Here is a 20672-nt window from a genome sequence, read left to right on the forward strand (position 1 = left end):
GCTGTGCGTGCTGATCGTCGCCGCCTTTATCAAATCCTACCTGTTCGCTTAAGCGCTTTTTCCCGCAGCACGCGTTCATGTTGCGTCTTTCCCGCCGGTTACACTACAATTGAGAATGAACGTTCACACCCAAAAATGTGAACTCGGCTCACGCGTAGCAAAGGATCGGGCAGATGCTCTCCCCCAACGACAGTAAACAGGCCAAGGTGCAGGCCCGCCGCGATCAGATCGTCGAAGCGGCGAAAACCAGCTTCCGCCGCCACGGCTTCCACGCCGCCAGCATGGCGGAGATCGCCCAGGGCTCGCAGCTCAGCGTCGGGCAAATCTATCGTTATTTCGCCAATAAAGACGCGATTATCGAAGAGATCGTCAACCGCATCATCGCCAGCAAGATGCAGCGGCTGGAAAACCTTGGCGATCACATCAACCTGATCGCCGGCACGCTGGCGGCGCGCACGCTGTTTCAGCAGCCGGGCGAGAGCGAAACCGACCACATGCTGATGCTGGAAGTGACCGCCGAGGCCACGCGCAACCCGGTGGTGGCCAAAATGCTCAGCGATGCGGAAGCGCGGCTGTTTCGCCACGTGTGCCACAATCTGCAGCGGCTGTATCCCCATTTCAGTGCGGAAGAGATCGCCGCGAGGGTGGAGTTTATCGCCGTTATGAGCGAAGGCACCGGTTACCGTATCCTTACCACGCAAAAAGCCGATGCGTCCCTGCTGCGCGATCTGTATCAGCAGGCCATTTCTCACCTGTTCAGGAAACGCTAATCTCCCATGACCAAACACATAGCCAGACAACGTCTGGTGTACGCCGTCGTGCTTGGCCTGTTGGCCGCGCTGGGGCCGCTGTGCACCGATCTCTATCTGCCCGCCCTGCCGGAAATGGCGGGCGAACTGAATACCTCCACCGCCGCCGCACAGCTCAGCCTGACCGCCGGGCTGCTCGGCCTGGGCGTCGGCCAGCTGATTTTCGGCCCTTACAGCGACAAACTGGGCCGCATGCGCCCGCTGTTGCTGTCGCTGATCCTGCTGCTGGGCGCTTCGCTGTGGTGCGCCCTCGCACCCACCATCGACCAGTTGCTGATCGCCCGTCTGCTACAGGGCATCGCCGGCGCCGGTGGCGCGGTGATTTCCCGCGCCATTGCCCGCGATCTGTACGCCGGCCATGAGCTGACCCGCTTCTTCGCCCTGCTGATGCTGGTCAACGGCCTGGCGCCGATCGTCGCGCCGGTGCTGGGCGGCGTGATGCTGCAGGTGATGAACTGGCGCGGCATCTTCGGCGTGCTGGCGGCCATCGCCGTGCTGCTGTTCAGCCTGTCGGCGCTGAAGCTGCGCGAATCCCTGCCGGTAGAACGCCGCAGCCAGGGCGGTATCCTGGCGATGCTGATGTCGCTGGGCGGGTTGCTGACCCAACGCTATTTCATGGGCCTGTGCCTGACGCAAGGCTTCGTGATGGCCGGCATGTTCGCCTATATCGGCGCCTCGCCTTTCGTCTTGCAGCAGATCTACGGCCTCAGCCCGCAGATGTTCAGCCTGTGCTTCGCCATTAACGGCGTCGGGCTGATCATTGCGGCGCAGCTGGCCAGCCGCCTCAGTTCGCGTTGGGGGGAGCGCCGGGTGTTGAGGGGCGGGTTAACGCTGGCGGCCGTCGCGTCGCTGTTGCTGCTGTTGGCCGCCGCGCTGCATGCGCCGCTGGTCGTATTGCTGGTGCCGCTGTTCTTCTCGGTGGCGGTGATCGGCATCGTCGGCCCGACCGCCTCTTCGCTGGCGATGCAAAGCCAGGGAGACAAAGCGGGCAGCGCCTCGGCCTTGATCGGCGTGTGCATGTTCGCCCTCGGCGCCTGCGCCGTGCCGCTCACCGGGCTGGGGGGCACCTCGGGCCTGTCGATGGCGCTGACCATCGTCGGCTGTTACGCCATCGCCATCCTGCTGTTCAGCCTGTTGGCCCGCCGCAGCGAGGCATAACGCGCCCAATAAAAAACCCGCTCAATGAGCGGGTTTTAAGAAATTCAGCTACGCAGCTTAGATAGCAGTAACGTTAGCGGCAGATGGGCCTTTGGCACCGTTCGTGATTTCAAACTCTACACGCTGGCCTTCAGCAAGCGTTTTGAAACCGTTGCTAACGATGGCAGAGAAGTGAACGAAAACGTCCTTGCTACCATCTTCCGGAGTAATGAAACCGAAGCCTTTGGATTCATTAAACCACTTAACGCTACCTTTAATCTTAGACATCAAACTTACCTTTAACGTGAATGAAAGACACAAAACCTGTGTCGATTACAGTACAGCAAGCAGGCAGGATTTTGTCCACCACCGCGATCACAGAAATCCGATAAAGAGTGAAAAAATCCGTGTAGCCCGGTGTAAATGGATTGCACCGGTTGCGATAAGCTCCCGTTCCAGGTCAATCCTCTCCACGCGCCGGCGAACAATGCGCGAACGGCCAAACCCGCCCGCTTACCCCAGCGTTGACGCCCCCATGCAGACGCAATCGCTATGAAATATAACCAGATGGTCTTTTTGCTTCGGCGGCCTCTGCACTAGGGTTAGGGTTTATTTCCCACTGTGAGCCAAGCCTATGACCAGCCAGTTGGCAGACAAAATCATCGCCTATCGGCGTGAGCTGCACCAAAACCCGGAGCTTTCCAATCACGAATTCGCCACCACCGCCCGGCTGACGCGCTGGCTGCAAGAGGCGGGCATTAACCTGCTGCCGCTGGCGCTGAAAACCGGCGTCGTGGCGGAGATTGGCAGCGGCAAGGGGCCGATCATCGCGCTGCGCGGTGACATTGACGCCCTGCCGATCGACGAAATCGCCGACGTGCCCTTCAGCTCGCAAAACCGCGGCGTGATGCACGCCTGCGGCCACGACTTTCACACCTCGGTGATGCTCGGCGCCGCACACCTGCTCAAAGCGCGTGAGGCCGACCTGCCCGGCACGGTGCGCATCTTCTTCCAACCGGCGGAAGAGACCTTCAACGGTGCCCGGCATCTGATCGACGCTGGCGCGCTGGATAACGTTGCGGCGGTATTTGGCCTGCATAACGCGCCGGAGCTGCCCACCGGCACCTTCGCCACCCGCGCCGGGCCGTTCTACGCCAACGTCGATCGCTTCCAGATCCTCATCACCGGCAAAGGCGCGCACGCCGCCAAACCGGAACAGGGCGTCGACACCATCGTCACCGCCAGCCAGATCGTCGGCGCGCTGCAGACGCTGCCCAGCCGCAGCTTCAGCTCGCTGGAATCGCTGGTGGTGAGCGTAACGCGCATCGAAGGCGGCAATACCTGGAACGTGCTGCCGCAAACCGTGGAGCTGGAAGGCACGGTGCGCACCCACAGCGACGCGGTGCGCCGCCAGGTGCCGGACAAAATTCGCCAGGTGATCGACGGCGTTGCCGCCGCGCTGGGCGCGCAGGCCGAACTCCGCTGGCAGCCGGGGCCGCCGGCGGTAATCAATGATCCGCATTGGGCGGCGTTCAGCAAAACCGTCGCCGCCGAGGCCGGCTACCGGGTCGAAGAGGCGGAACTGCAGATGGGCGGTGAAGATTTCGCGCTGTATCTGCACCATGTGCCGGGCGTATTCGTCAGCATCGGCTCCGCCAGCGAATTCGGCCTGCATCATCCGCGTTTCAATCCCGATGAACGCGCCCTGTTCCCCGCCGCGCAATATTTCACGCTGCTGGCTGAACGCACGCTGCAACAATTAACCACCACGCCGGAAAAAGCCCTCAGCAACGCCTGAATAACGGTAAAGCGTATTTCCCCGACGCAGAGGATGCGGCGTCGGGGGTTATTTTTTCGCTCGCCGTGATATTTGCAATTTTCAACATTTGAATATGCTGTTTTGTTGTTTTACATCCCGCCGCCGCTCATCAATAGTGGGCACATCAGACACCGCGCGCCTCTGCGGCGCATGACAGGGTAATCACGATGAGCGACAACGCGACTAATCAACGGCAATTGCGGCTGGGCGCCATTCTGCATGGTGCATCGGGAAATATGTCCGCCTGGCGCCACCCGGACGCCACCGCCGACGCCAGCATCAACCTCGAATTTAATATCGCCACGGCGAAAAAAGCCGAACAGGGGAAATTCGATTTCGTCTTCGTCGCCGATGGGCTATATATCAACGAAAAGTCCATTCCGCATTTTCTTAATCGTTTCGAACCGCTCACCCTGCTGGCCGCGTTGTCCGCCGCCACCGATAAAATCGGCCTGGTGGGCACCCTCTCCACCTCCTACAGCGATCCGTTCACCGTCGCCCGCCAGTTCGCCAGCCTCGATCACCTGAGCAACGGCCGCGCCGGCTGGAACGTGGTGACCTCGCCGCTGGAAGGCTCGGCCAAAAATTTCTCGCGCAAAGAACACCCGGAGCACAGCCTGCGTTATCGCATCGCCGGCGAGTTTCTCGACGTTGCCAAAGGGCTGTGGGACTCCTGGGAAGACGACGCCTTCGTGCGTAATAAGGCCAGCGGCGAATTTTTCCGCGCCGGCAAACTGCACACTCTCAATCACCAGGGGGAATTCTTCTCGGTACAGGGGCCGCTGAACATCGGCCGCACGCCACAGGGGCGCCCGATCCTGTTCCAGGCCGGCGCCTCTGAAGACGGCAAACGGCTGGCGGCCCAACACGCCGATGCGATCTTCACCCATCACGACACGCTGGAGCAGGCGCAGGATTTCTACCAGGACGTGAAGCGGCAGCTGGTGGAACAGGGGCGCGAACCGGACGATCTGCGCATCTTCCAGGGCGTCAGCGTAATCGTCGGCGACGACGACGCGGACGTCGAGCGCCAGTACCAGGAGACCGCCCGCCTGGTCAGCATCGAGAATGCCCTCAACTACCTCGGCCGCTACTTCGAGCATTACGATTTCGCCCGCCATCCGCTGGACGCCCCCTTCCCCGACATCGGCGATCTGGGGCAAAACAGCTTCCGCAGCACCACCGACGCCATCAAGCGCAGCGCCCACGAGCGTAACCTCACGCTGCGCCAGGTGGCGCTGGAAGCCGCCTCGCCGCGCCCGGTGTTCAGCGGCACGCCGGAAGCGGTGGCGGATGGCCTGCAACACTGGTTCGACGGCGAAGCCGCCGACGGTTTCATCATCAGCGGCGGTACGCCCAACGCCTTCGGCCACTTCGTCGATCGGGTAGTGCCCGTCCTGCAGCAACGCGGCCTGTTCCGCCAGGCGTACCACGGCGACACGCTGCGTGAACATCTAGGCCTGAAGCGCCCGTTGAACAGATTCACCCAATAATAAGATCGCTTTCAGGGATACCCGCTATGCAGAAAACCGTTACCGCCGCCCTCGTGGCGGCCTTGCCGAGCCTGACCGGCGCCGCGCAGGCGAGCACCGGCATCGATTTGCAGGCCTATGCCCCTCTATTCACGCGCCGAAGACCCCGCAGGCGAACGCCATGGTCAACCGCTGGGGCGAGAGCGCCGAACGCCTTGCGCAGTCGGAAATCAACCCGCCCGGCCACGGCGATTAGGAGCGCGCGATGACGCAAGACACCTTCATTCAGACGCTGCCGACCGACCCGCTGATCGCCCCGGTGATCGAAGGGCTGTTCGGCGAATATCGTCAGCGCTACGGCGACTATTTTGGTGACCAGGAACCGGAAGCGCTGGATCTGTACGCGCCGCCGCAAGGAGCCTTCATCGTGCTGCTGCGCGCCGGTGCGCCGATCGCCATGGGCGCCTTCAAACGCTATGACGCGCTAACCGCCGAGCTGAAGCGCATCTGGACGCGGGGCGACCTGCGCCGCCAGGGCCTGGCGCAGCGGGTGCTGCAGCAGCTGGAAACGCTGGCGCTGGCGCAGGGATATCGCCGGCTCTATCTAACCACCGGCTTTCGCCAGCCCGAAGCGGTGGGCCTGTATCTGAGCAACGGGTATCAGCCGCAGTTCGATCCCACCGTCGACAGCGAGATATACAGTCGCCCACCCTACGATGGCCGCCTGCCGTTCCGCAAAAGCCTGATTGCAGAGGACGCGTGTTGTTGCGCGTCGGAAAGGAAAATCGCCTAAGGCCCCTTAATCTGTATCAGGAGACATGACATGTCCAAACAAGAAGTCTTGAAAGTGGTGCCCGCCCGCTATCCGCTGCGGCTGATCGGCGCGCTGTTTTCGCTGTTTATTCTGGCCGCCATCGTGCAATCGGTGGCGGGCAACGCGCGCTGGGAATGGGGCGTGTTCGCCGAGTGGTTCTTCGCGCCGGCGGTGCTGGCAGGGCTGGGGCAAACCCTGCTGCTGACGCTGCTCGGCACGCTGTTCAGCATCCTGTTCGGCACCCTGCTGGCGCTGGCGCGGCTGTCGCGCTCTTACCTGCTGGCGTCGCTGGCCTGGGGTTATATCTGGCTGTTTCGCTCGCTGCCGCTGATCCTGGTGCTGATCATCCTGTACAACTTTTCCTATCTGTATGACGCCATCTCGCTGGGCATTCCCTTCACCTCCGTGGTGTTCGCCAGCTACCCGACCATCGACATTCTCGGCCAGTTCGCCGTGGCGGTGCTGGGCCTGACGCTGGTGCAGTCCGCCTACACCGCCGAGATCATCCGCGGCGGCATCCTGGGCGTGGATTACGGCCAGCACGAAGCGGCGGCGGCGCTGGGGTTGCCGGGCTATCGCCGCACCTTCCGCATCATTCTGCCGCAGGCGCTGCGCTCCATTATTCCGACCGGCTTCAACGAGATCATCAGCCTGGCGAAAGGCACCTCAATCGTTTACGTGCTGGCGCTGCCGGAGCTGTTTTACACCATTCAGGTGATCTATAACCGCACCCAGCAGGTGATACCGCTGCTGATGGTCGCCACCGTCTGGTATCTGTTCATCACCACCGCACTGTCGGTGATCCAATACTACATCGAGCGCTATTTCGCCCGAGGCGCAGTGCGCGAACTGCCGCCGACGCCCTGGCATAAACTGGCCGGCTGGCTAAAACGTTAGGAGACCCGCATGTCTGAAGCCATTGATTATTATGCCTTGCCCGAGCAGCCGGTGCGCAATCTCACCCCGGTGCCGGCGCGCGGCCTGATCGAAATCAGCAACGTCAGCAAGTTCTTCGGCAAGCACAAGGCGCTGGACGACGTCAGCCTGACGCTGCAGCCGGGCACCGTCACCGTGATCCTCGGCCCTTCCGGCTCCGGTAAATCGACGCTGCTGCGGGCGATCAACCACCTGGAACGCGTGGACGAAGGCTTTATCCGCATCGACGGCGACTACGTCGGCTACCGCCGCAAAGGCAACCGGCTGTATGAGCTGAAGGAAAAGGCCATCCTTCGGCAACGCATCAACGTCGGCTACGTGTTCCAAAATTTCAACCTGTTCCCGCACCTGACGGTGCTGGAAAACATCATCGAAGCGCCGGTAGTGCATAAAATTCACACCCGCGAACGGGCGAAAGCGGTAGCCTATACGCTGCTGGATACCGTCGGGTTGCGCCACAAGGCGGACGCCTACCCGCGCCACCTCTCCGGCGGCCAACAACAGCGTATCGCCATCGCGCGCGCGCTGGCGCTGAACCCGAAGGTGATCCTGTTCGATGAACCGACCTCCGCGCTCGATCCCGAGCTGGTCGGCGAAGTGCTGGACGTGATAAAGGGGTTGGCGGATCTGGGCGTCACGCTGGTGGTGGTCACGCATGAAATCGGCTTTGCGCGCGAAGCGGCGGATCGGGTGGTGTTTATGGTCGATGGGCAGATCGTCGAGCAGGGCGACGCCAGGCAAGTGCTGGCTCAGCCGCAGCATCCGCGCACCGTCAACTTCCTCAACAAAGTGCTGTGATCGTCGGGGCGCCGCGGCGCCCCGTACCCGAGCTGCTTACCTGCCGGCGAAGCGCCGCTTCTCGGCGGCGAAATCCAGCGGGCGGATCCCCTGCTGGTTTTTGTCCTCTTCGGTCAGCAACGCCGGCGGAATAAACCACGTCACCTCGAACAGCAGCCCGTCCGGATCGTGGCCATAAATGCTTTTGTGCACGCCGTGATCCTCTTCCAGCCCGAGAATGCCGCGTTCGGCCAGCTGGTGACGAATGCGCTCCAGCTCCTCCAGGCTGTCCACTTCCCAGGCCAGATGGTACAGCCCGGCCGCTGGCTCATGCTCCGCCGGCGGCTCGTTGTTGGCACGAAACACCCCGGCGCGCTGCTGGCCCAGGTTCTTGCTGAACAGCGCCAAATCGTGATCGTTGTCCGAATCGGCGGCCTGGGTAAACACCGCCCGATCGGGGCTGTCGGACGGCTTGAGCTTGAACCCCAACACCTGATGATAGAAGTCGGCGCTCTGCCGCACGTCGCTGACATACAGCACGGCGTGATTGAGACGTTTGATGCCCATCGCTATTCCTTTACGCATTGAATGAAGTCAGCATGAACATAGCATGTGGGGGGAAAGCCGCTAAATGCCGTTATCGCATGACGAAATGCCGCCCGCGCAATCTGTCGCTGCAAGGCATTCCGCGCTATCATAAGCGCTGTATTGAACCCTTTTGTGAGAATAGCGATGAACGGCAAGATAACGACTTTTTTTGAAGACAAAGGCTTCGGCTTTATTACCGACGAGAACGGAGAAAATCGTTATTTTCACGTGACTAAAGTGCAAAACCCGGAGCTGATTAAGAAAAACGCGGCGGTGACCTTCGAACCGACCAACAACACCAAAGGCCCGTCGGCTTATGCGGTCAAAGTGTTGGCGCCCAGCAAATACATCATCATCGCCAATGAAAGAATCAAGATCGCCAGCATCAAGTCTTTCAATACCTTCACCAAGGAAGTGCCGGCCAAAGCCGACGTGGATAAAGAGAACACCGTGCTGTCGGTCGGCCTGCTGATGAACCGCATTCGCCCGCAGTCAGAAGATCAGGCGCAGACCATGCAAACGCTGCGCATGCTGACCATTACCACCTTCCAGAACACCACCCATACCTTCTCCGAGCACGAGATCGATATGGATGAGACCATTAAGGCGCTGAAAAGCCTGTAAGCGCCGGTTGCCCAGCGTCGAGCCCTAGCGGAACAGGATATGCTCGACGCTGTTGCCGCTCACCACGTTGAACGACTCCACCCGATTACGCCCCTGCGATTTGGCGCGATACAGCGCGATATCCGCCATATTCATCAGTTGCTCCAGCGATTTCACCTCATTCATCGCCAGGCTGGCGACGCCGACGCTGATGGTGATTTTCAGCGTCTGTTTGCCTTCCGCCTGCAGTTCCGCCTGCTCCACCAGCCGGCGCAGATGTTCCCCCAGCGCCACGCCCTGCGCCGCCAGCGCGCGCGGCAGCATGATGGCGAACTCTTCTCCGCCCAGGCGGCCGAACAGCTGATCGTGCCGCAGCTCGCGCCGCACGATGTGCGCGAACGACGCCAAAACCTGATCGCCGGCGCTGTGGCCGTGCGTATCGTTGATCTGCTTAAAATGGTCGATGTCGATCAGCAGTAGCGACACCGCCTCTTTCGAGCGGTGCTTGTGTTCCAGCAGCTCGCCCGCTTTGCGCGTCATCGCGCTGCGCGCCAGCACCCCGGTCAGAAAATCGTGGTTGGCGCTGTGCTCCAGACGCCGCATCAGTTTGCGGTTGGCGGCGATAGAGCTGGCGAGGATCAGCGGCCCCATCACCAGCATGGCGATGCCCAAGCGGGCGGACATCAGCGTGTCGAGGAAGGCGTTGTGGTTGTTCGGCGTTTCGTACAGCACCAGGTTGGCGGAAATGCTGCTGATCTCGGTCATGCCGGTCAACAGCGTCAGCAACGTCACGGGGAACAGCGGGTAGCGCACCGCGCACCACAGCAGCGCCGGGATCGGGAAGGCGATGGCCCCCGGCCCGCCGATATAGACGCTGAATATCAGCGACAGCAGCAGCGCCAGCAGCGGCAGGCAGCCCTTCAGGCGCCAACGCACCTGCATGCGCAGCAGCTGCTTCAACCGCGGCGCCGCCATCAGCACCGGCAACAGCAGCAAGGTCGTCGAGAACTGCTCGCTGAACCAGGCCAGCCAGGCGACCACCACCGTGTTGTTGTACAGGCTGTCGTTGCGCAGCACCGACAGCGTCGACGCCACCGCCGCGCCGGCCAGGCTGGCGCTGAACATATAGAGTATCGCCTGGGGTTTGCCCATGCGCCGTTGAGATTGGGGCAGCATCAGCATGATGCCGTAACCGACGGCGATCAGCGACATGTTGCAGGCGTTCAGCCACAGCGCCAGAGACCAGCCTTCGCCGGTGCTGAGATCGGCGGCGACCATGCCCAGATAGGTGGTAAGCCAGCCGAGCGGCGTGGCGTAAACGGGTTTTCGCAGCAGCAGGCCGAGCAGAATCGCATTCACCGGCCAAAATAAGGAAAGCGAGCCAATCGGCCGGCTAAGAATACCCACCAGGGAAAGTAAAAAGGCCAGCATGAAAAGATTGATCATCTGAACCGTTAGCGGCAGGCCATGCCTGGCGTTTATTCTGGCGTTCATCGCCTCGCCCATATTTTGCTAATAACCAGAATAATAATGTGCATACTCTCTCGCCCGGCCAGTGAGGGATAGTCAATCCGAGTTTCAACCAAAAAAGCCAGACAAATCAATAATAAAAAGCATTAACATTTAATTAACAGACTTTTCTTAGCCTGATGCGCCTGCGGCGAACTCCCCCCGCATAGCGTCAGCAAATAATGCCCACTCTGCTGTCAGCATAGCGCATAGCGTAATAGGCCGCCGAGGGCGTTAATTACATTAATAAGTTTATGGTTATTGGTCGTTGAATGCTGTTTGAATAACTGCGCGATTATTTTCCTGCAACTGGGCCGCCCGTGCAATAACAACCCCAAAAAAGCCCGCATAGCGCGGGCTTGCCTGAACAACAGCAAATCGACAGTTACAACACGGCCATGCCTTGCATGCCCGTGCTGCCGCGCAGTATAGCGGTGCAAGCTTAAGCAGACCTTAGCAACAAAAAACCCGGCCTAGGAACCGGGAATATTTGTACGAAATGCAGTGTTAGCCCAAGCAGGCTAATAACATTTCGCAGCTTACACGCCAATTGTGCAGAGAAAATGAACGCGGCGTCCGCTCAACCGCACCGCCGCCCTCTCTGCACGGAAGGGCTTACGCCAGTTTGGCGGCAAAGCCCGCTACGCGCTGGCCATAGAGCTTGGCGGTCGCCAGATCGCCCGACAGCATCTCATCCACGCCGGCATCCGCCGGGGTCTGCACCAGCAGCCCCACCGAACCGCCCAGGTTATTGACGTCGGTGCGCTGCGCCGATTTGGTGTTGGCCGGCATCAGCCCCAGGCTGACCCACAGGCCGCCATGTTGTGAAGCCAGCGTCTGCAGCGCGATCAGCGTTACCTGCTTGTCGCCGTTCAGGCTGGCGCTGTTGGTAAAGCCGCCGAACACTTTGTCCTGCCACTTGCGGCCGAACCAGGCCTTGGAGCTGGCGTCGGCGAATTTCTTGAACTGCCACGACGGGCCGCCCATATAGGTCGGCGAACCAAAGATGATGGCGTCCGCCTCATCCAGCGTCTGCCAGGCTTCGTCGCTGATATCGCCGTTCTGATCGATGGCGATCAGTTCGGCCCCGGCGCCTTCCGCCACGACTTTCGCCAAACGCTCGGTATGGCCGTAGCCGGAATGAAACACCACTACTGTCTTCGCCATAGAAATTCTCCACTCATTGCACAAAGGCGCCGACGGCGCCCCTCTCGCGTTCAATCTAATCAAGCGCGCAGCGGCTGAATACCAAATAAAACTGACGGTGTTATTCAAAAAAATCGCGTTCCTCCGCCAGGCATGCGCAGATAAAAAAAATCCCGCGCAAGGCGGGATAAACTTAACAGGGATGGGGTAATACACTACAGGGAATGGATAACACACAACATCATCGGGTAGAGCTACAGTACCAATCCCAATGTATAGAACTGTCATCCCCGCGTAAGTTTGCTCGGCCAGATGTAACGCCGAATGGGAAATATGACATTTTTCTCAACGCACCACGAACAGGCGCGACTCAAGCCGCCGCTCTTGAAGGTGCCGGTATTGCCCCCCCGGCGACGAACGGCCCTCAGCGGATTTCAACAGTGATATCCGGGTAGGCTTGCTCGCCGTCGCTGAGGTAATGCCCCAACGCCCGGTAAGCCATGACGTACAGCACGGCGGCGGCGCACAGGCACAGCAAGGTCACAAGCAGGAATCTGGATTTGCGCACGATAGGCTCCGTGGAGAAATTTTCGCCTATTGTAGCGCGGCAAAATAAACGAAGGTTCAATTGCCGGCGGGTCAAGCGCCTCGCACTCATTCGGCGAGGCGGCTTCATATCATTTCTTCAGCATGTAGATAAACGAATCGACGGTTTCGCCGCCGGCGGTGGTGACGCTGACCGCCACTCGTTCATAACCCTCACCTTCAAACGCATCGAGAGTCGGCCAGTGGTTGACGAGGTTAGCTGAACGGAACAGAAACCCGTTCACCCGATTGCCACTGTTATCCAGCACGATGCCCGGGTAGCCCATCTCGGCGCCCCAGCCTTCGTTAAGCAGCGAGCCGCCAACGCTGCCTTCTTCCCAGCTGCCGCCGATGGCTTCCATAATGTGCGCGTTGGGCCTGCCCGGCCCCAGGGTGCCGTAAACGAATAAGCTTTGCATTTTTCTCTCTACTACTCACTGAAAGTTAACGCATGAACATAGCATGACGTTCAGCGGCGAGCCAACGGGAGTACGGGTAGCGCAGTCGAGTTTTCAAGGGAACAAGTAGGGGGAAGAAAATCAAGGGAGTAATGGCACGCCCTATAGGATTCGAACCTATGACCTACGGCTTAGAAGGCCGTTGCTCTATCCAACTGAGCTAAGGGCGCATTGAGATGCGGCAACCTGCGGCTGCGGGTTGGGATTATACGGTCAGAGGTTAGCGAGTCAATGCCTTTTCATGGCGTTACGGCGGCGGCCGTGCTTTATGGCGTTTTTTCCGCCAGCGCCCGCGCGGCGAGGGTTCCCGTCAACCGGGCGCCGCCATGCTGAGCCAGACCAAAGCCTACGTAAATCGGCGCACGCTCAGCCCCTTGCCGCCCACCGCCCCGCCGCAGGCAAAGGCGGGCGGACTGCACCACTGCGGCGATGTCCCCCCAATCGGCATGCTCAACCACCCGCGCGTTGCAGGTCATCTCCCCCCTTTCCCCCAGTGTTGCGTCGGGGCGTGCGCTGTTTAAAGAAGCCTGGCTCCACGGCGCCCAAGCCAGCAATAGCGCGCACCCTGCCCATGCGCTGCCGTTCATGCGCACAGCTTCCGCCACAGCGCACTCAGGCGCGCCCGCCACGGCGGCGCTCCTTCATGCTTGCCGAGCCGATGCAGCGCGGTGAGTTGCGCGCTGTCCGCCGGATGCAGCGAAGAATCGAACACCGTCTCGCCAACGTGCTTAGGCTTCGCCGGTTGCTGATCAGGCTGATGATGCAACGGGTAAAGCCGGGTTATCGCCCTCATGATCCTGCCCTCTTTCGCCCTGTGAACCGCCCCAGCGTATCCAAGTGCCGGTAAAAATGGCGTAGAGGATCCTGAGGCCGGCATAAAAAAAGCGTAAATCGGCGTCGGCAACGGCCGCGAGGGTGATTCTGCGCCTGACAGCGCGCTCAGCTTCTGCCAGAATAGCGGCATCCCCGCTTTTCTTAATTGATGGATTTCCACACTGATGTCAGCAAAGATTATTGATGGTAAAACGATTGCGCAGCAGGTTAGAAACGAAGTGGCTGAGCAAGTGAAACAACGTCTGGCGGCCGGCAAACGCGCCCCAGGGCTGGCGGTTGTGCTGGTCGGCGAGAACCCGGCTTCGCAAATTTACGTCGCCAGCAAGCGCCGCGCCTGCGATGAAGTCGGCTTCCTTTCCCGCTCCTACGACCTGCCCGCTGCCACCAGTGAAGCCGAGCTGCTGGCGTTGATCGACCAGTTGAACGCCGATCAGGAAATCGACGGCATTCTGGTGCAACTGCCGCTGCCGGCCGGCATCGATAACGTCAAGGTGCTGGAACGCATCCACCCGGACAAAGACGTCGACGGCTTCCACCCGTACAACGTCGGCCGCCTGTGCCAGCGCGCCCCCAAACTGCGCCCGTGCACGCCGCGCGGCATCGTCACCCTGCTGGAGCGTTATAACATCGATACCTACGGCCTGAACGCCGTGGTGGTCGGCGCCTCCAACATCGTCGGCCGCCCGATGAGCATGGAGCTGCTGCTGGCCGGCTGCACCACCACCGTCACCCACCGCTTCACCAAGAATCTGCGTCATCACGTCGAGAACGCCGATCTGCTGGTAGTAGCAGTTGGCAAACCGGGCTTCATTCCGGGCGACTGGATCAAACCGGGCGCCATCGTGGTGGACGTCGGCATCAACCGCTTGGAAAGCGGTAAAGTGGTGGGCGACGTCGATTTCGACGCCGCCAGCGAGCGCGCCGCCTACATCACCCCGGTGCCGGGTGGCGTTGGCCCGATGACCGTTGCTACACTGATCCAAAATACCTTGCAGGCCTGCGAGGAATATCACGACGTTCAACCTAAATAAGTAAGGCAGTATGGAAATTTTCAATCTGGACAATCATCCCCACGTCGAACTGTGCGATCTGCTGAAGTTTCAGGGCTGGTGTGAAAGCGGCGGCGCCGCCAAAGAAATCATCGCTGAAGGGCAGGTGAAAGTCGACGGCAAGGTCGAAACCCGCAAGCGCTGCAAGATCGTCGCCGATCAGGTGGTGGAGTTCAACGGCGGCAAGGTCATGGTTAAACCCTGACCCGCAGCCATAGAAAAAGGCGCTGAATTCAGCGCCTTTTTTGTTTTTCCCTGCGGCCGGCTTACTTACGGCGCCAGGTGGTGCCCTGCGGGCCGTCTTCCAGCACGATGTTCATCTCGTTCAACCGATCGCGGGCGGCATCCGCCAGCGCCCAATCCTTCGCGGCGCGCGCTTCGTTACGCTGTTTGATCAGCGCTTCGATCTCCGCCACTTCGCCGTCATCAACCTGAGCGCCTCCTTGCAGGAACTGCTCCGGTTCCTGCTGCAGCAGGCCGAGCACCTTAGCCAGCTTGCGCAGTTCCGCCGCCATGCCGTTAGCCGCCGCCATGTCTTCACCCTTGAGGCGGTTAACCTCGCGCGCCAGATCAAACAGCGCCGAGTAGGCTTCCGGGGTGTTGAAGTCGTCGTCCATCGCTTCGCGGAAGCGGGCTTCGAACGCTTCGCCGCCGGCCGGCGCGGCGTCGGCGTCGGTGCCGCGCAGCGCGGTATAGAGGCGCTCCAGCGCGGTGCGCGCCTGTTTGAGGTTCTCTTCGCTGTAGTTCAGCTGGCTGCGATAGTGGCCGGACATCAGGAAGTAACGCACCGTCTCCGCATCGTAATGGCCGAGCACGTCGCGGATGGTGAAGAAGTTATCCAGCGATTTGGACATCTTCTCTTTGTCTATCATCACCATGCCGGAGTGCATCCAGTAATTGACGTACGGGCCGTCGTGGGCGCAGCTCGACTGTGCGATCTCGTTCTCGTGGTGCGGGAACATCAGATCGGAACCGCCGCCGTGAATGTCGAAGTGGGTGCCCAGCTGTTTGCAGTTCATGGCGGAGCATTCGATGTGCCAGCCCGGACGGCCCGGCCCCCACGGCGACTGCCAGCTCGGCTCGCCCGGCTTGGACATCTTCCACAGCACGAAGTCCATCGGGTTGCGCTTCACGTCGTCGATCTCCACGCGCGCGCCGGCCTGCAGCTGATCCAGATCCTGACGTGACAGCAGCCCGTATTGCGGATCGCTGTCGATGGAGAACATCACGTCGCCGTTGCTGGCCACGTAGGCGTGATCGCGATCGATCAGGCGCTGGGTGATCTCGATGATCTCGGCGATGTGCTGAGTCGCGCGCGGCTCTTGATCCGGGCGATCGATCAGCAGCGCGTCGAAGTCGGCGTGCATTTCCGCCAGCATGCGTTCGGTCAGTTGGTCGCAGGTCTCATGATTTTCCGCCGCGCGGCGGATGATTTTGTCGTCCACGTCGGTGACGTTGCGCACGTAGTTCAGCGAATAGCCGAGGTAGCGCAGGTAACGCGCCACCACGTCGAAAGCGACAAAGGTACGACCGTGCCCGATGTGACACAGGTCATAGATGGTTACCCCGCACACGTACATGCCCACTTTCCCGGCATGAATGGGTTTGAATTCCTCTTTTTGACGACTCAGGGTATTAAAAATCTTTAGCATCGGGAGATTCCGTGGTGTGCGTGATAACAAAAAAGATAACCGGGCTTCAGGTTGCCGCCCGGTAGCGTATTGAAACCTGAAGCCTGATCTATTGCAAGGTTAAGGCCATGCTTTGCTGATTTCACGCGAATAAAATGCGCGAAATTCGGCGGCCGGCGCAATTGTTATAATATAACACAAATACGATTACCACAGACAGTGCGCGGTTGAGCCGCTGCTGACTCGCTGGGGCGGATATGTTATAAGGGCGGTCTGAATGTTCACTCGCTTTACGTGACGTCTCACTTCACCTTGTTAGGATTAAAACTATGGTTACTTTCCACACCAATCACGGCGATATCGTTATCAAGACCTTTGCTGACAAAGCGCCGGTTACCGTTGAAAACTTCCTGAACTACTGCCGCGCCGGTTTCTACGACAACACCATCTTCCACCGTGTGATCAACGGCTTCATGATCCAGGGCGGCGGTTTCGAGCCGGGCATGAACCAGAAAGCGACCAACGCGACCATCAAGAACGAAGCCAACAACGGTCTGAAAAACACCATCGGCACCCTGGCAATGGCGCGCACCAACGATCCGCACTCCGCCACCGCACAGTTCTTCATCAACGTGGCTGACAACGACTTCCTGAACTTCCGCGGCGAAAACGTGCAGGGCTGGGGCTACTGCGTGTTTGCTGAAGTGGTTGAAGGCATGGACGTGGTCAACAAGATCAAAGGCGTGAAAACCGGCCGCAGCGGCATGCACCAGGACGTACCGGTAGAAGACGTGGTGATCAACAGCGTGACCGTCAGCGAGTAATCGCGGCTGCATGAGTACGCTGTTCATCGCAGATCTGCACTTGTGCGCACAGGAACCGGCAATCACTGCCGGTTTTCTGCGTTTTTTACGGCGCGAAGCGGTGCACGCCGACGCGCTGTACATCCTTGGCGACCTGTTTGAAGCCTGGATCGGCGACGACGATCCCGAGCCGCTGCACGCGGAGATCGCCGCGGCGCTGAAAGCGCTGCAACAGGCCGGCGTGCCCTGCTACTTCATCCACGGCAACCGCGATTTTCTGCTCGGCAAGCGCTTCGCCCGCGCCAGCGGCATGCAGCTGCTGCCGGAAGAGAAAGTGCTGGAGCTGTACGGCCGCAGGATCCTGATCCTGCACGGCGACACCCTGTGCACCGACGATCACGCCTATCAGCAATTCCGCCGTAAAGTGCACAACCCGCTGATTCAAAAATTGTTCCTGGCGCTGCCGCTGCGCTGGCGATTGAAGATCGCCGCCAAAATGCGCGCCCGCAGCCGGCAATCCAACCAGGACAAGTCGGAAGCCATCATGGACGTCAACCCGCAGGCGGTCGAGCAAACCATGCTGCGCCACGACGTGCACTGGATGATCCACGGCCATACCCATCGCCCGGCGGTGCACCGGCTGGCGTTGAGCAACGGCGAAGCCCATCGCGCGGTGCTGGGGGCCTGGCACGTCGAAGGATCGATGATCAAAGTCAGCGCCGACGCCGTCGAGCTGATCCAATTCCCATTCTGAATTCCGGACTGGCGCGCGAGTGAAAATTCGCGCTTTCGACGGTGAAAACCGGCGACGCAACCGTTTTCCTCGCCGTGCGCTCATGGTATGCTCTACGCCCTCATTCGGCCCTCAGCCGACGCCAGACAAATCACAGGAGCCTTACACCCATGGGAGCCAACGCCGCTTCAGCCGCCACTACCGGGGCGAAAATCGCAATTGTAATGGGATCGAAAAGTGACTGGGCCACCATGCAGTTCGCCGCCGAAGTCCTGACCCAGCTCGATGTCCCCTTCCATGTCGAAGTCGTTTCCGCCCACCGCACGCCGGACAAGCTGTTCAGCTTCGCCGAGCAGGCTACCGCCAACGGTTTTGACGTGATCATCGCCGGCGCCGGCGGTGCGGCGCACCTGCCGGGCATGCTGGCGGCGAAAACCCTGGTGCCGGTGCTGGGTGTGCCGGTGCAAAGCGCCGCGCTGAGCGGCGTAGACAGCCTGTACTCCATCGTGCAGATGCCGCGCGGCATTCCGGTGGGCACGCTGGCGATCGGCAAAGCCGGCGCCGCCAACGCCGGGCTGTTGGCGATGCAGATCCTGGCGCTGCACGACGCCGCGCTGGCGCAGCGTTTGGCGGATTGGCGTCAGGCGCAGACCGAAGACGTCTTGAACCACCCCGATCCGCGGGAGGATGCATGAAGCCGGTTTGCGTACTGGGCAATGGCCAGCTGGGGCGCATGCTGCGCCAGGCAGGCGAACCGCTGGGCATCGCCGTTTACCCTGTCGGCATCGATGCCGAGCCCGAAGCGGTGCCGTATCAGAATAGCGTCATTACCGCCGAGATCGAACGCTGGCCGGAAACCGCGCTGACGCGCGAGCTGGCGACCCACAGCGCCTTCGTCAACCGCGACATTTTCCCGCGCCTGGCGGATCGCCTGACGCAAAAACAGCTGCTCGATCAGCTCGGCCTGGCGACCGCGCCGTGGCAGCTGCTGGCGAGCGCCGCCGAATGGCCGCAGGTATTCGCTTCGCTGGGCGAGCTGGCGATCGTCAAACGCCGGGTCGGTGGCTATGACGGCCGCGGCCAGTGGCGCTTGCGCCCGGGGCAGGAAGCCGAACTGCCGGCCGACGCCTATGGCGAGTGCATCGTCGAGCAAGGCATCAATTTCTCCGGCGAAGTGTCGCTGGTGGGCGCGCGCGGCCACGACGGCCGTTCGGTATTCTACCCGCTGACCCACAACCTGCATGAAGACGGCATCCTGCGCACCAGCGTGGCGCTGCCGCAGCCCAACCCGGCGCTGCAGCAACAGGCCGAGCAGATGCTGGCGGCGATCCTGAACGAGCTGAACTACGTCGGCGTGATGGCGATGGAGTGCTTTATCGTCGGCGATCGGCTGCTGATCAACGAGCTGGCGCCGCGCGTGCACAACAGCGGCCACTGGACGCAAAACGGCGCGTCCATCAGCCAGTTCGAGCTGCACCTGCGCGCCATTCTCGGCCTGCCGCTGCCGCAGCCGGTGGTGAGCACGCCGTCGGTGATGGTCAACCTGATCGGCACCGCCGTCAACGAACAGTGGCTGTCGCTGCCGCTGGTGCATCTGCACTGGTATGAGAAAGAGGTGCGCCCGGGCCGCAAGGTCGGCCATCTCAATCTGAACGACCCGAGCGCCGCCGATCTGCGCCAGGCGCTGCAGGCGCTGGCGCCGCTGCTGCCGGGCGAATACCAAAGCGGGCTGGCCTGGGCGCAGCAGAAGCTGGTCTAAGGCTGCTGCCGCAGCAGCAGAAAGCAAAAGGGCCCCTGTTCATTCAGGTGCCCCTTTTCATCTTCCTGAGATTGATGTGCCCATTCCGCGATACCGGCACCGGGCCTTTCATGTCCGCTATCCTTTCTTTGTGTTTTACAGCCGCGCTTTGTTTTCAGAACACTAATTCCCCGGGCGACAAGAACGGGTAAATTTCTGTTCAGTGACAATCGTTCCCCATTGATTGCCGATTTCTTCCTGCATCAGCTCAAAGCCAAAAGATTCATACAGCCGACGTGCGGCATCCAGTCCCTTGAACGTCCAGAGATGAACGGCCGAAAAACCCAAGCGATCGCAGAAAGCCATCGCGTTACTGAGCAGTTGGCGCCCTACGCCGCTTCCACGGCATCCTTCATCCAGTATGAACCAACGCAGATGGGCAGCGTTCTGCCCCAAAGCCTGCCCATCAATGGCCACCGATCCCACGATACGGTCATTGAGCATGGCCAGCCAAATCTGATTACCTGGCTGGTCCAGACGGCCGGTGAATTCCGCGAGGCCTGCAGCCACCTGACTCTCGAAGAACGCCCCGAAACCGGCGTGGCGGGAGTAAAACTCGGCATGCATTTCAGTGATTCGACCAATCATACCTGTCTGATAACCGGAACGAATGGTGAAAGGCGTCTGCAAAGTTTGTCCGGTGGCAAGACGGTGCGTTTGCAGAGCACCGGCATAGGCGCTCAGTCCCTGAGCAACGGTTTGTTGCTGCAATGGGTGCAGATGCGCCAGCGCCGTCGTAACCTGTTGCCGCCCATAGGCGTGGATCCTGGCCACCGTCTGTCTGCCGGTTGCTGAAAGACAGAGTGGTTTCAAACGGGTGTCATCTTCTCCGGCGGTTTCAATCAGCAATCCTGCCCGCATCAGTTTACCGACCATCCGACTGACGCTGGATTTATCCAGACCGAGTACCAGTACCAGCTGAGCGGCGGTCATCATTTCCTGCCGTTCGATTTCAAGAAGCGCATGTACAGCGGATGGGGAAAATTCAGTGCCTGCCAACGTCGTACGCATGAATCCTAATTCCCGCACTATGGTTCGGGAAGCCGTACGTATCGTTTCTATCAGAGAGTCTTCATTCATGTTTATGTATCTCGCAGAGAGCCGATGAACGACCAAGCAGTTGCAATATACAACCATATAGTTGCTTTATACAACTTACTTTAAAGCTCAA

Annotated in this window: 23 protein-coding genes and 1 tRNA gene; 14 read left to right on the forward strand and 10 right to left on the reverse strand. The window is 60.4% G+C overall.

The annotated features are described in order from the left end of the window. Positions 1-173 precede the first annotated feature (173 nt). Together ACJ8HN_RS12165 and ACJ8HN_RS12170 are read left to right on the forward strand one after the other, a co-directional pair. Positions 174-770 carry a TetR/AcrR family transcriptional regulator gene (locus ACJ8HN_RS12165; RefSeq protein WP_038877424.1) on the forward strand — a complete coding sequence of 199 codons (597 nt, stop codon included), beginning with the start codon at positions 174-176 and terminating at the stop codon, positions 768-770. Positions 771-776: 6 nt separating this feature from the next. Next, a complete protein-coding gene (locus ACJ8HN_RS12170) occupies positions 777-1967 on the forward strand; it encodes a multidrug effflux MFS transporter (protein ID WP_308318603.1) in 1191 nt (396 codons plus the stop codon). A gap of 57 nt (positions 1968-2024) precedes the next feature. Here the strand turns inward: ACJ8HN_RS12170 and cspE are convergent, their stop codons facing one another. Next, positions 2025-2234, reverse strand: coding sequence for a transcription antiterminator/RNA stability regulator CspE (gene cspE, locus ACJ8HN_RS12175; protein WP_004940030.1), 210 nt, complete (start codon positions 2232-2234; stop codon positions 2025-2027). A 346-nt stretch (positions 2235-2580) separates the two neighbouring features. Here cspE and ACJ8HN_RS12180 point away from each other — a divergent pair, with 346 nt between their 5' ends. The 5 genes from ACJ8HN_RS12180 (at position 2581) to ACJ8HN_RS12200 (ending at position 7785) form a co-directional block, all read left to right on the forward strand. After that, a complete protein-coding gene (locus ACJ8HN_RS12180; RefSeq protein ID WP_442523459.1) occupies positions 2581-3744 on the forward strand; it encodes a M20 peptidase aminoacylase family protein in 1164 nt (387 codons plus the stop codon). Between the two features lie 188 nt (positions 3745-3932). Further along, complete coding sequence (locus ACJ8HN_RS12185; RefSeq protein WP_442523460.1) at positions 3933-5258, forward strand: LLM class flavin-dependent oxidoreductase; 1326 nt, start codon at positions 3933-3935, stop codon at positions 5256-5258. Between the two features lie 244 nt (positions 5259-5502). Beyond that, complete coding sequence (locus ACJ8HN_RS12190) at positions 5503-6030, forward strand: GNAT family N-acetyltransferase (protein ID WP_033653215.1); 528 nt, start codon at positions 5503-5505, stop codon at positions 6028-6030. A gap of 30 nt (positions 6031-6060) precedes the next feature. Continuing rightward, complete coding sequence (locus ACJ8HN_RS12195; protein ID WP_041033840.1) at positions 6061-6948, forward strand: amino acid ABC transporter permease; 888 nt, start codon at positions 6061-6063, stop codon at positions 6946-6948. A 9-nt stretch (positions 6949-6957) separates the two neighbouring features. After that, on the forward strand, positions 6958-7785 hold the full coding sequence (locus ACJ8HN_RS12200; RefSeq protein WP_442523461.1) for an amino acid ABC transporter ATP-binding protein: 828 nt from the start codon (positions 6958-6960) through the stop codon (positions 7783-7785). Between the two features lie 36 nt (positions 7786-7821). Here ACJ8HN_RS12200 and ACJ8HN_RS12205 read toward each other — a convergent pair whose 3' ends face one another. Next, positions 7822-8331 (reverse strand): VOC family protein, encoded by a 510-nt coding sequence (locus tag ACJ8HN_RS12205; RefSeq protein ID WP_033637415.1) that lies wholly within the window; start codon positions 8329-8331, stop codon positions 7822-7824. Positions 8332-8496: 165 nt separating this feature from the next. Between ACJ8HN_RS12205 and ACJ8HN_RS12210 the strand changes: the two genes are divergently transcribed. Next, entirely contained in the window at positions 8497-8976 is a 480-nt protein-coding gene (locus tag ACJ8HN_RS12210) for a cold-shock protein (protein ID WP_442523462.1), read from the forward strand. Between the two features lie 24 nt (positions 8977-9000). Here the strand turns inward: ACJ8HN_RS12210 and ACJ8HN_RS12215 are convergent, their stop codons facing one another. The 6 genes from ACJ8HN_RS12215 to ACJ8HN_RS12240 form a co-directional block, all read right to left on the reverse strand. Further along, complete coding sequence (locus tag ACJ8HN_RS12215; RefSeq protein ID WP_442523463.1) at positions 9001-10461, reverse strand: diguanylate cyclase; 1461 nt, start codon at positions 10459-10461, stop codon at positions 9001-9003. 618 nt (positions 10462-11079) lie between these two features. After that, positions 11080-11631: a flavodoxin family protein gene (locus ACJ8HN_RS12220; protein ID WP_033653217.1), complete on the reverse strand. Its 552-nt coding sequence runs from the start codon at positions 11629-11631 to the stop codon at positions 11080-11082. Positions 11632-12034: 403 nt separating this feature from the next. Then, a complete protein-coding gene (locus tag ACJ8HN_RS12225; RefSeq protein ID WP_162882640.1) occupies positions 12035-12178 on the reverse strand; it encodes a hypothetical protein in 144 nt (47 codons plus the stop codon). A gap of 109 nt (positions 12179-12287) precedes the next feature. Further along, complete coding sequence (locus ACJ8HN_RS12230; protein ID WP_033647222.1) at positions 12288-12614, reverse strand: gamma-glutamylcyclotransferase family protein; 327 nt, start codon at positions 12612-12614, stop codon at positions 12288-12290. Positions 12615-12746: 132 nt separating this feature from the next. Further along, positions 12747-12823: transfer RNA gene (locus ACJ8HN_RS12235), tRNA-Arg, on the reverse strand. Positions 12824-13236: 413 nt separating this feature from the next. Next, a complete protein-coding gene (locus ACJ8HN_RS12240) occupies positions 13237-13446 on the reverse strand; it encodes a hypothetical protein (RefSeq protein WP_442523464.1) in 210 nt (69 codons plus the stop codon). 205 nt (positions 13447-13651) lie between these two features. Between ACJ8HN_RS12240 and folD the strand changes: the two genes are divergently transcribed. After that, a complete protein-coding gene (gene folD, locus ACJ8HN_RS12245; protein ID WP_033637396.1) occupies positions 13652-14518 on the forward strand; it encodes a bifunctional methylenetetrahydrofolate dehydrogenase/methenyltetrahydrofolate cyclohydrolase FolD in 867 nt (288 codons plus the stop codon). 10 nt (positions 14519-14528) lie between these two features. Further along, positions 14529-14741 (forward strand): ribosome-associated protein YbcJ, encoded by a 213-nt coding sequence (ybcJ, locus tag ACJ8HN_RS12250; RefSeq protein WP_442523465.1) that lies wholly within the window; start codon positions 14529-14531, stop codon positions 14739-14741. A gap of 61 nt (positions 14742-14802) precedes the next feature. Here ybcJ and cysS read toward each other — a convergent pair whose 3' ends face one another. Then, positions 14803-16188 carry a cysteine--tRNA ligase gene (cysS, locus tag ACJ8HN_RS12255; RefSeq protein WP_033637393.1) on the reverse strand — a complete coding sequence of 462 codons (1386 nt, stop codon included), beginning with the start codon at positions 16186-16188 and terminating at the stop codon, positions 14803-14805. 308 nt (positions 16189-16496) lie between these two features. Here cysS and ppiB point away from each other — a divergent pair, with 308 nt between their 5' ends. The 4 genes from ppiB to purK all read left to right on the forward strand — a co-directional run bounded on the left by ppiB (position 16497) and on the right by purK (position 19462). Further along, positions 16497-16991, forward strand: coding sequence for a peptidylprolyl isomerase B (gene ppiB, locus ACJ8HN_RS12260; RefSeq protein WP_004940183.1), 495 nt, complete (start codon positions 16497-16499; stop codon positions 16989-16991). Between the two features lie 10 nt (positions 16992-17001). Then, positions 17002-17724, forward strand: a complete 723-nt coding sequence (locus ACJ8HN_RS12265) for a UDP-2,3-diacylglucosamine diphosphatase (RefSeq protein WP_442523467.1) — start codon at positions 17002-17004, stop codon at positions 17722-17724. 149 nt (positions 17725-17873) lie between these two features. Further along, positions 17874-18398, forward strand: coding sequence for a 5-(carboxyamino)imidazole ribonucleotide mutase (gene purE / locus ACJ8HN_RS12270; RefSeq protein ID WP_033653219.1), 525 nt, complete (start codon positions 17874-17876; stop codon positions 18396-18398). Further along, entirely contained in the window at positions 18395-19462 is a 1068-nt protein-coding gene (purK, locus tag ACJ8HN_RS12275; protein WP_126192522.1) for a 5-(carboxyamino)imidazole ribonucleotide synthase, read from the forward strand. Before purE ends, purK begins: the two co-directional genes overlap by 4 nt. A gap of 162 nt (positions 19463-19624) precedes the next feature. On the opposite strand, the gene ACJ8HN_RS12280 is transcribed toward purK, so the two are convergent. After that, positions 19625-20581, reverse strand: coding sequence for a bifunctional helix-turn-helix transcriptional regulator/GNAT family N-acetyltransferase (locus ACJ8HN_RS12280; RefSeq protein WP_126192521.1), 957 nt, complete (start codon positions 20579-20581; stop codon positions 19625-19627). Positions 20582-20672: the final 91 nt, after the last annotated feature.

The organism is Serratia sp. CY29653, assembly GCF_052169255.1.
Lineage (GTDB): Bacteria > Pseudomonadota > Gammaproteobacteria > Enterobacterales > Enterobacteriaceae > Serratia > Serratia sarumanii.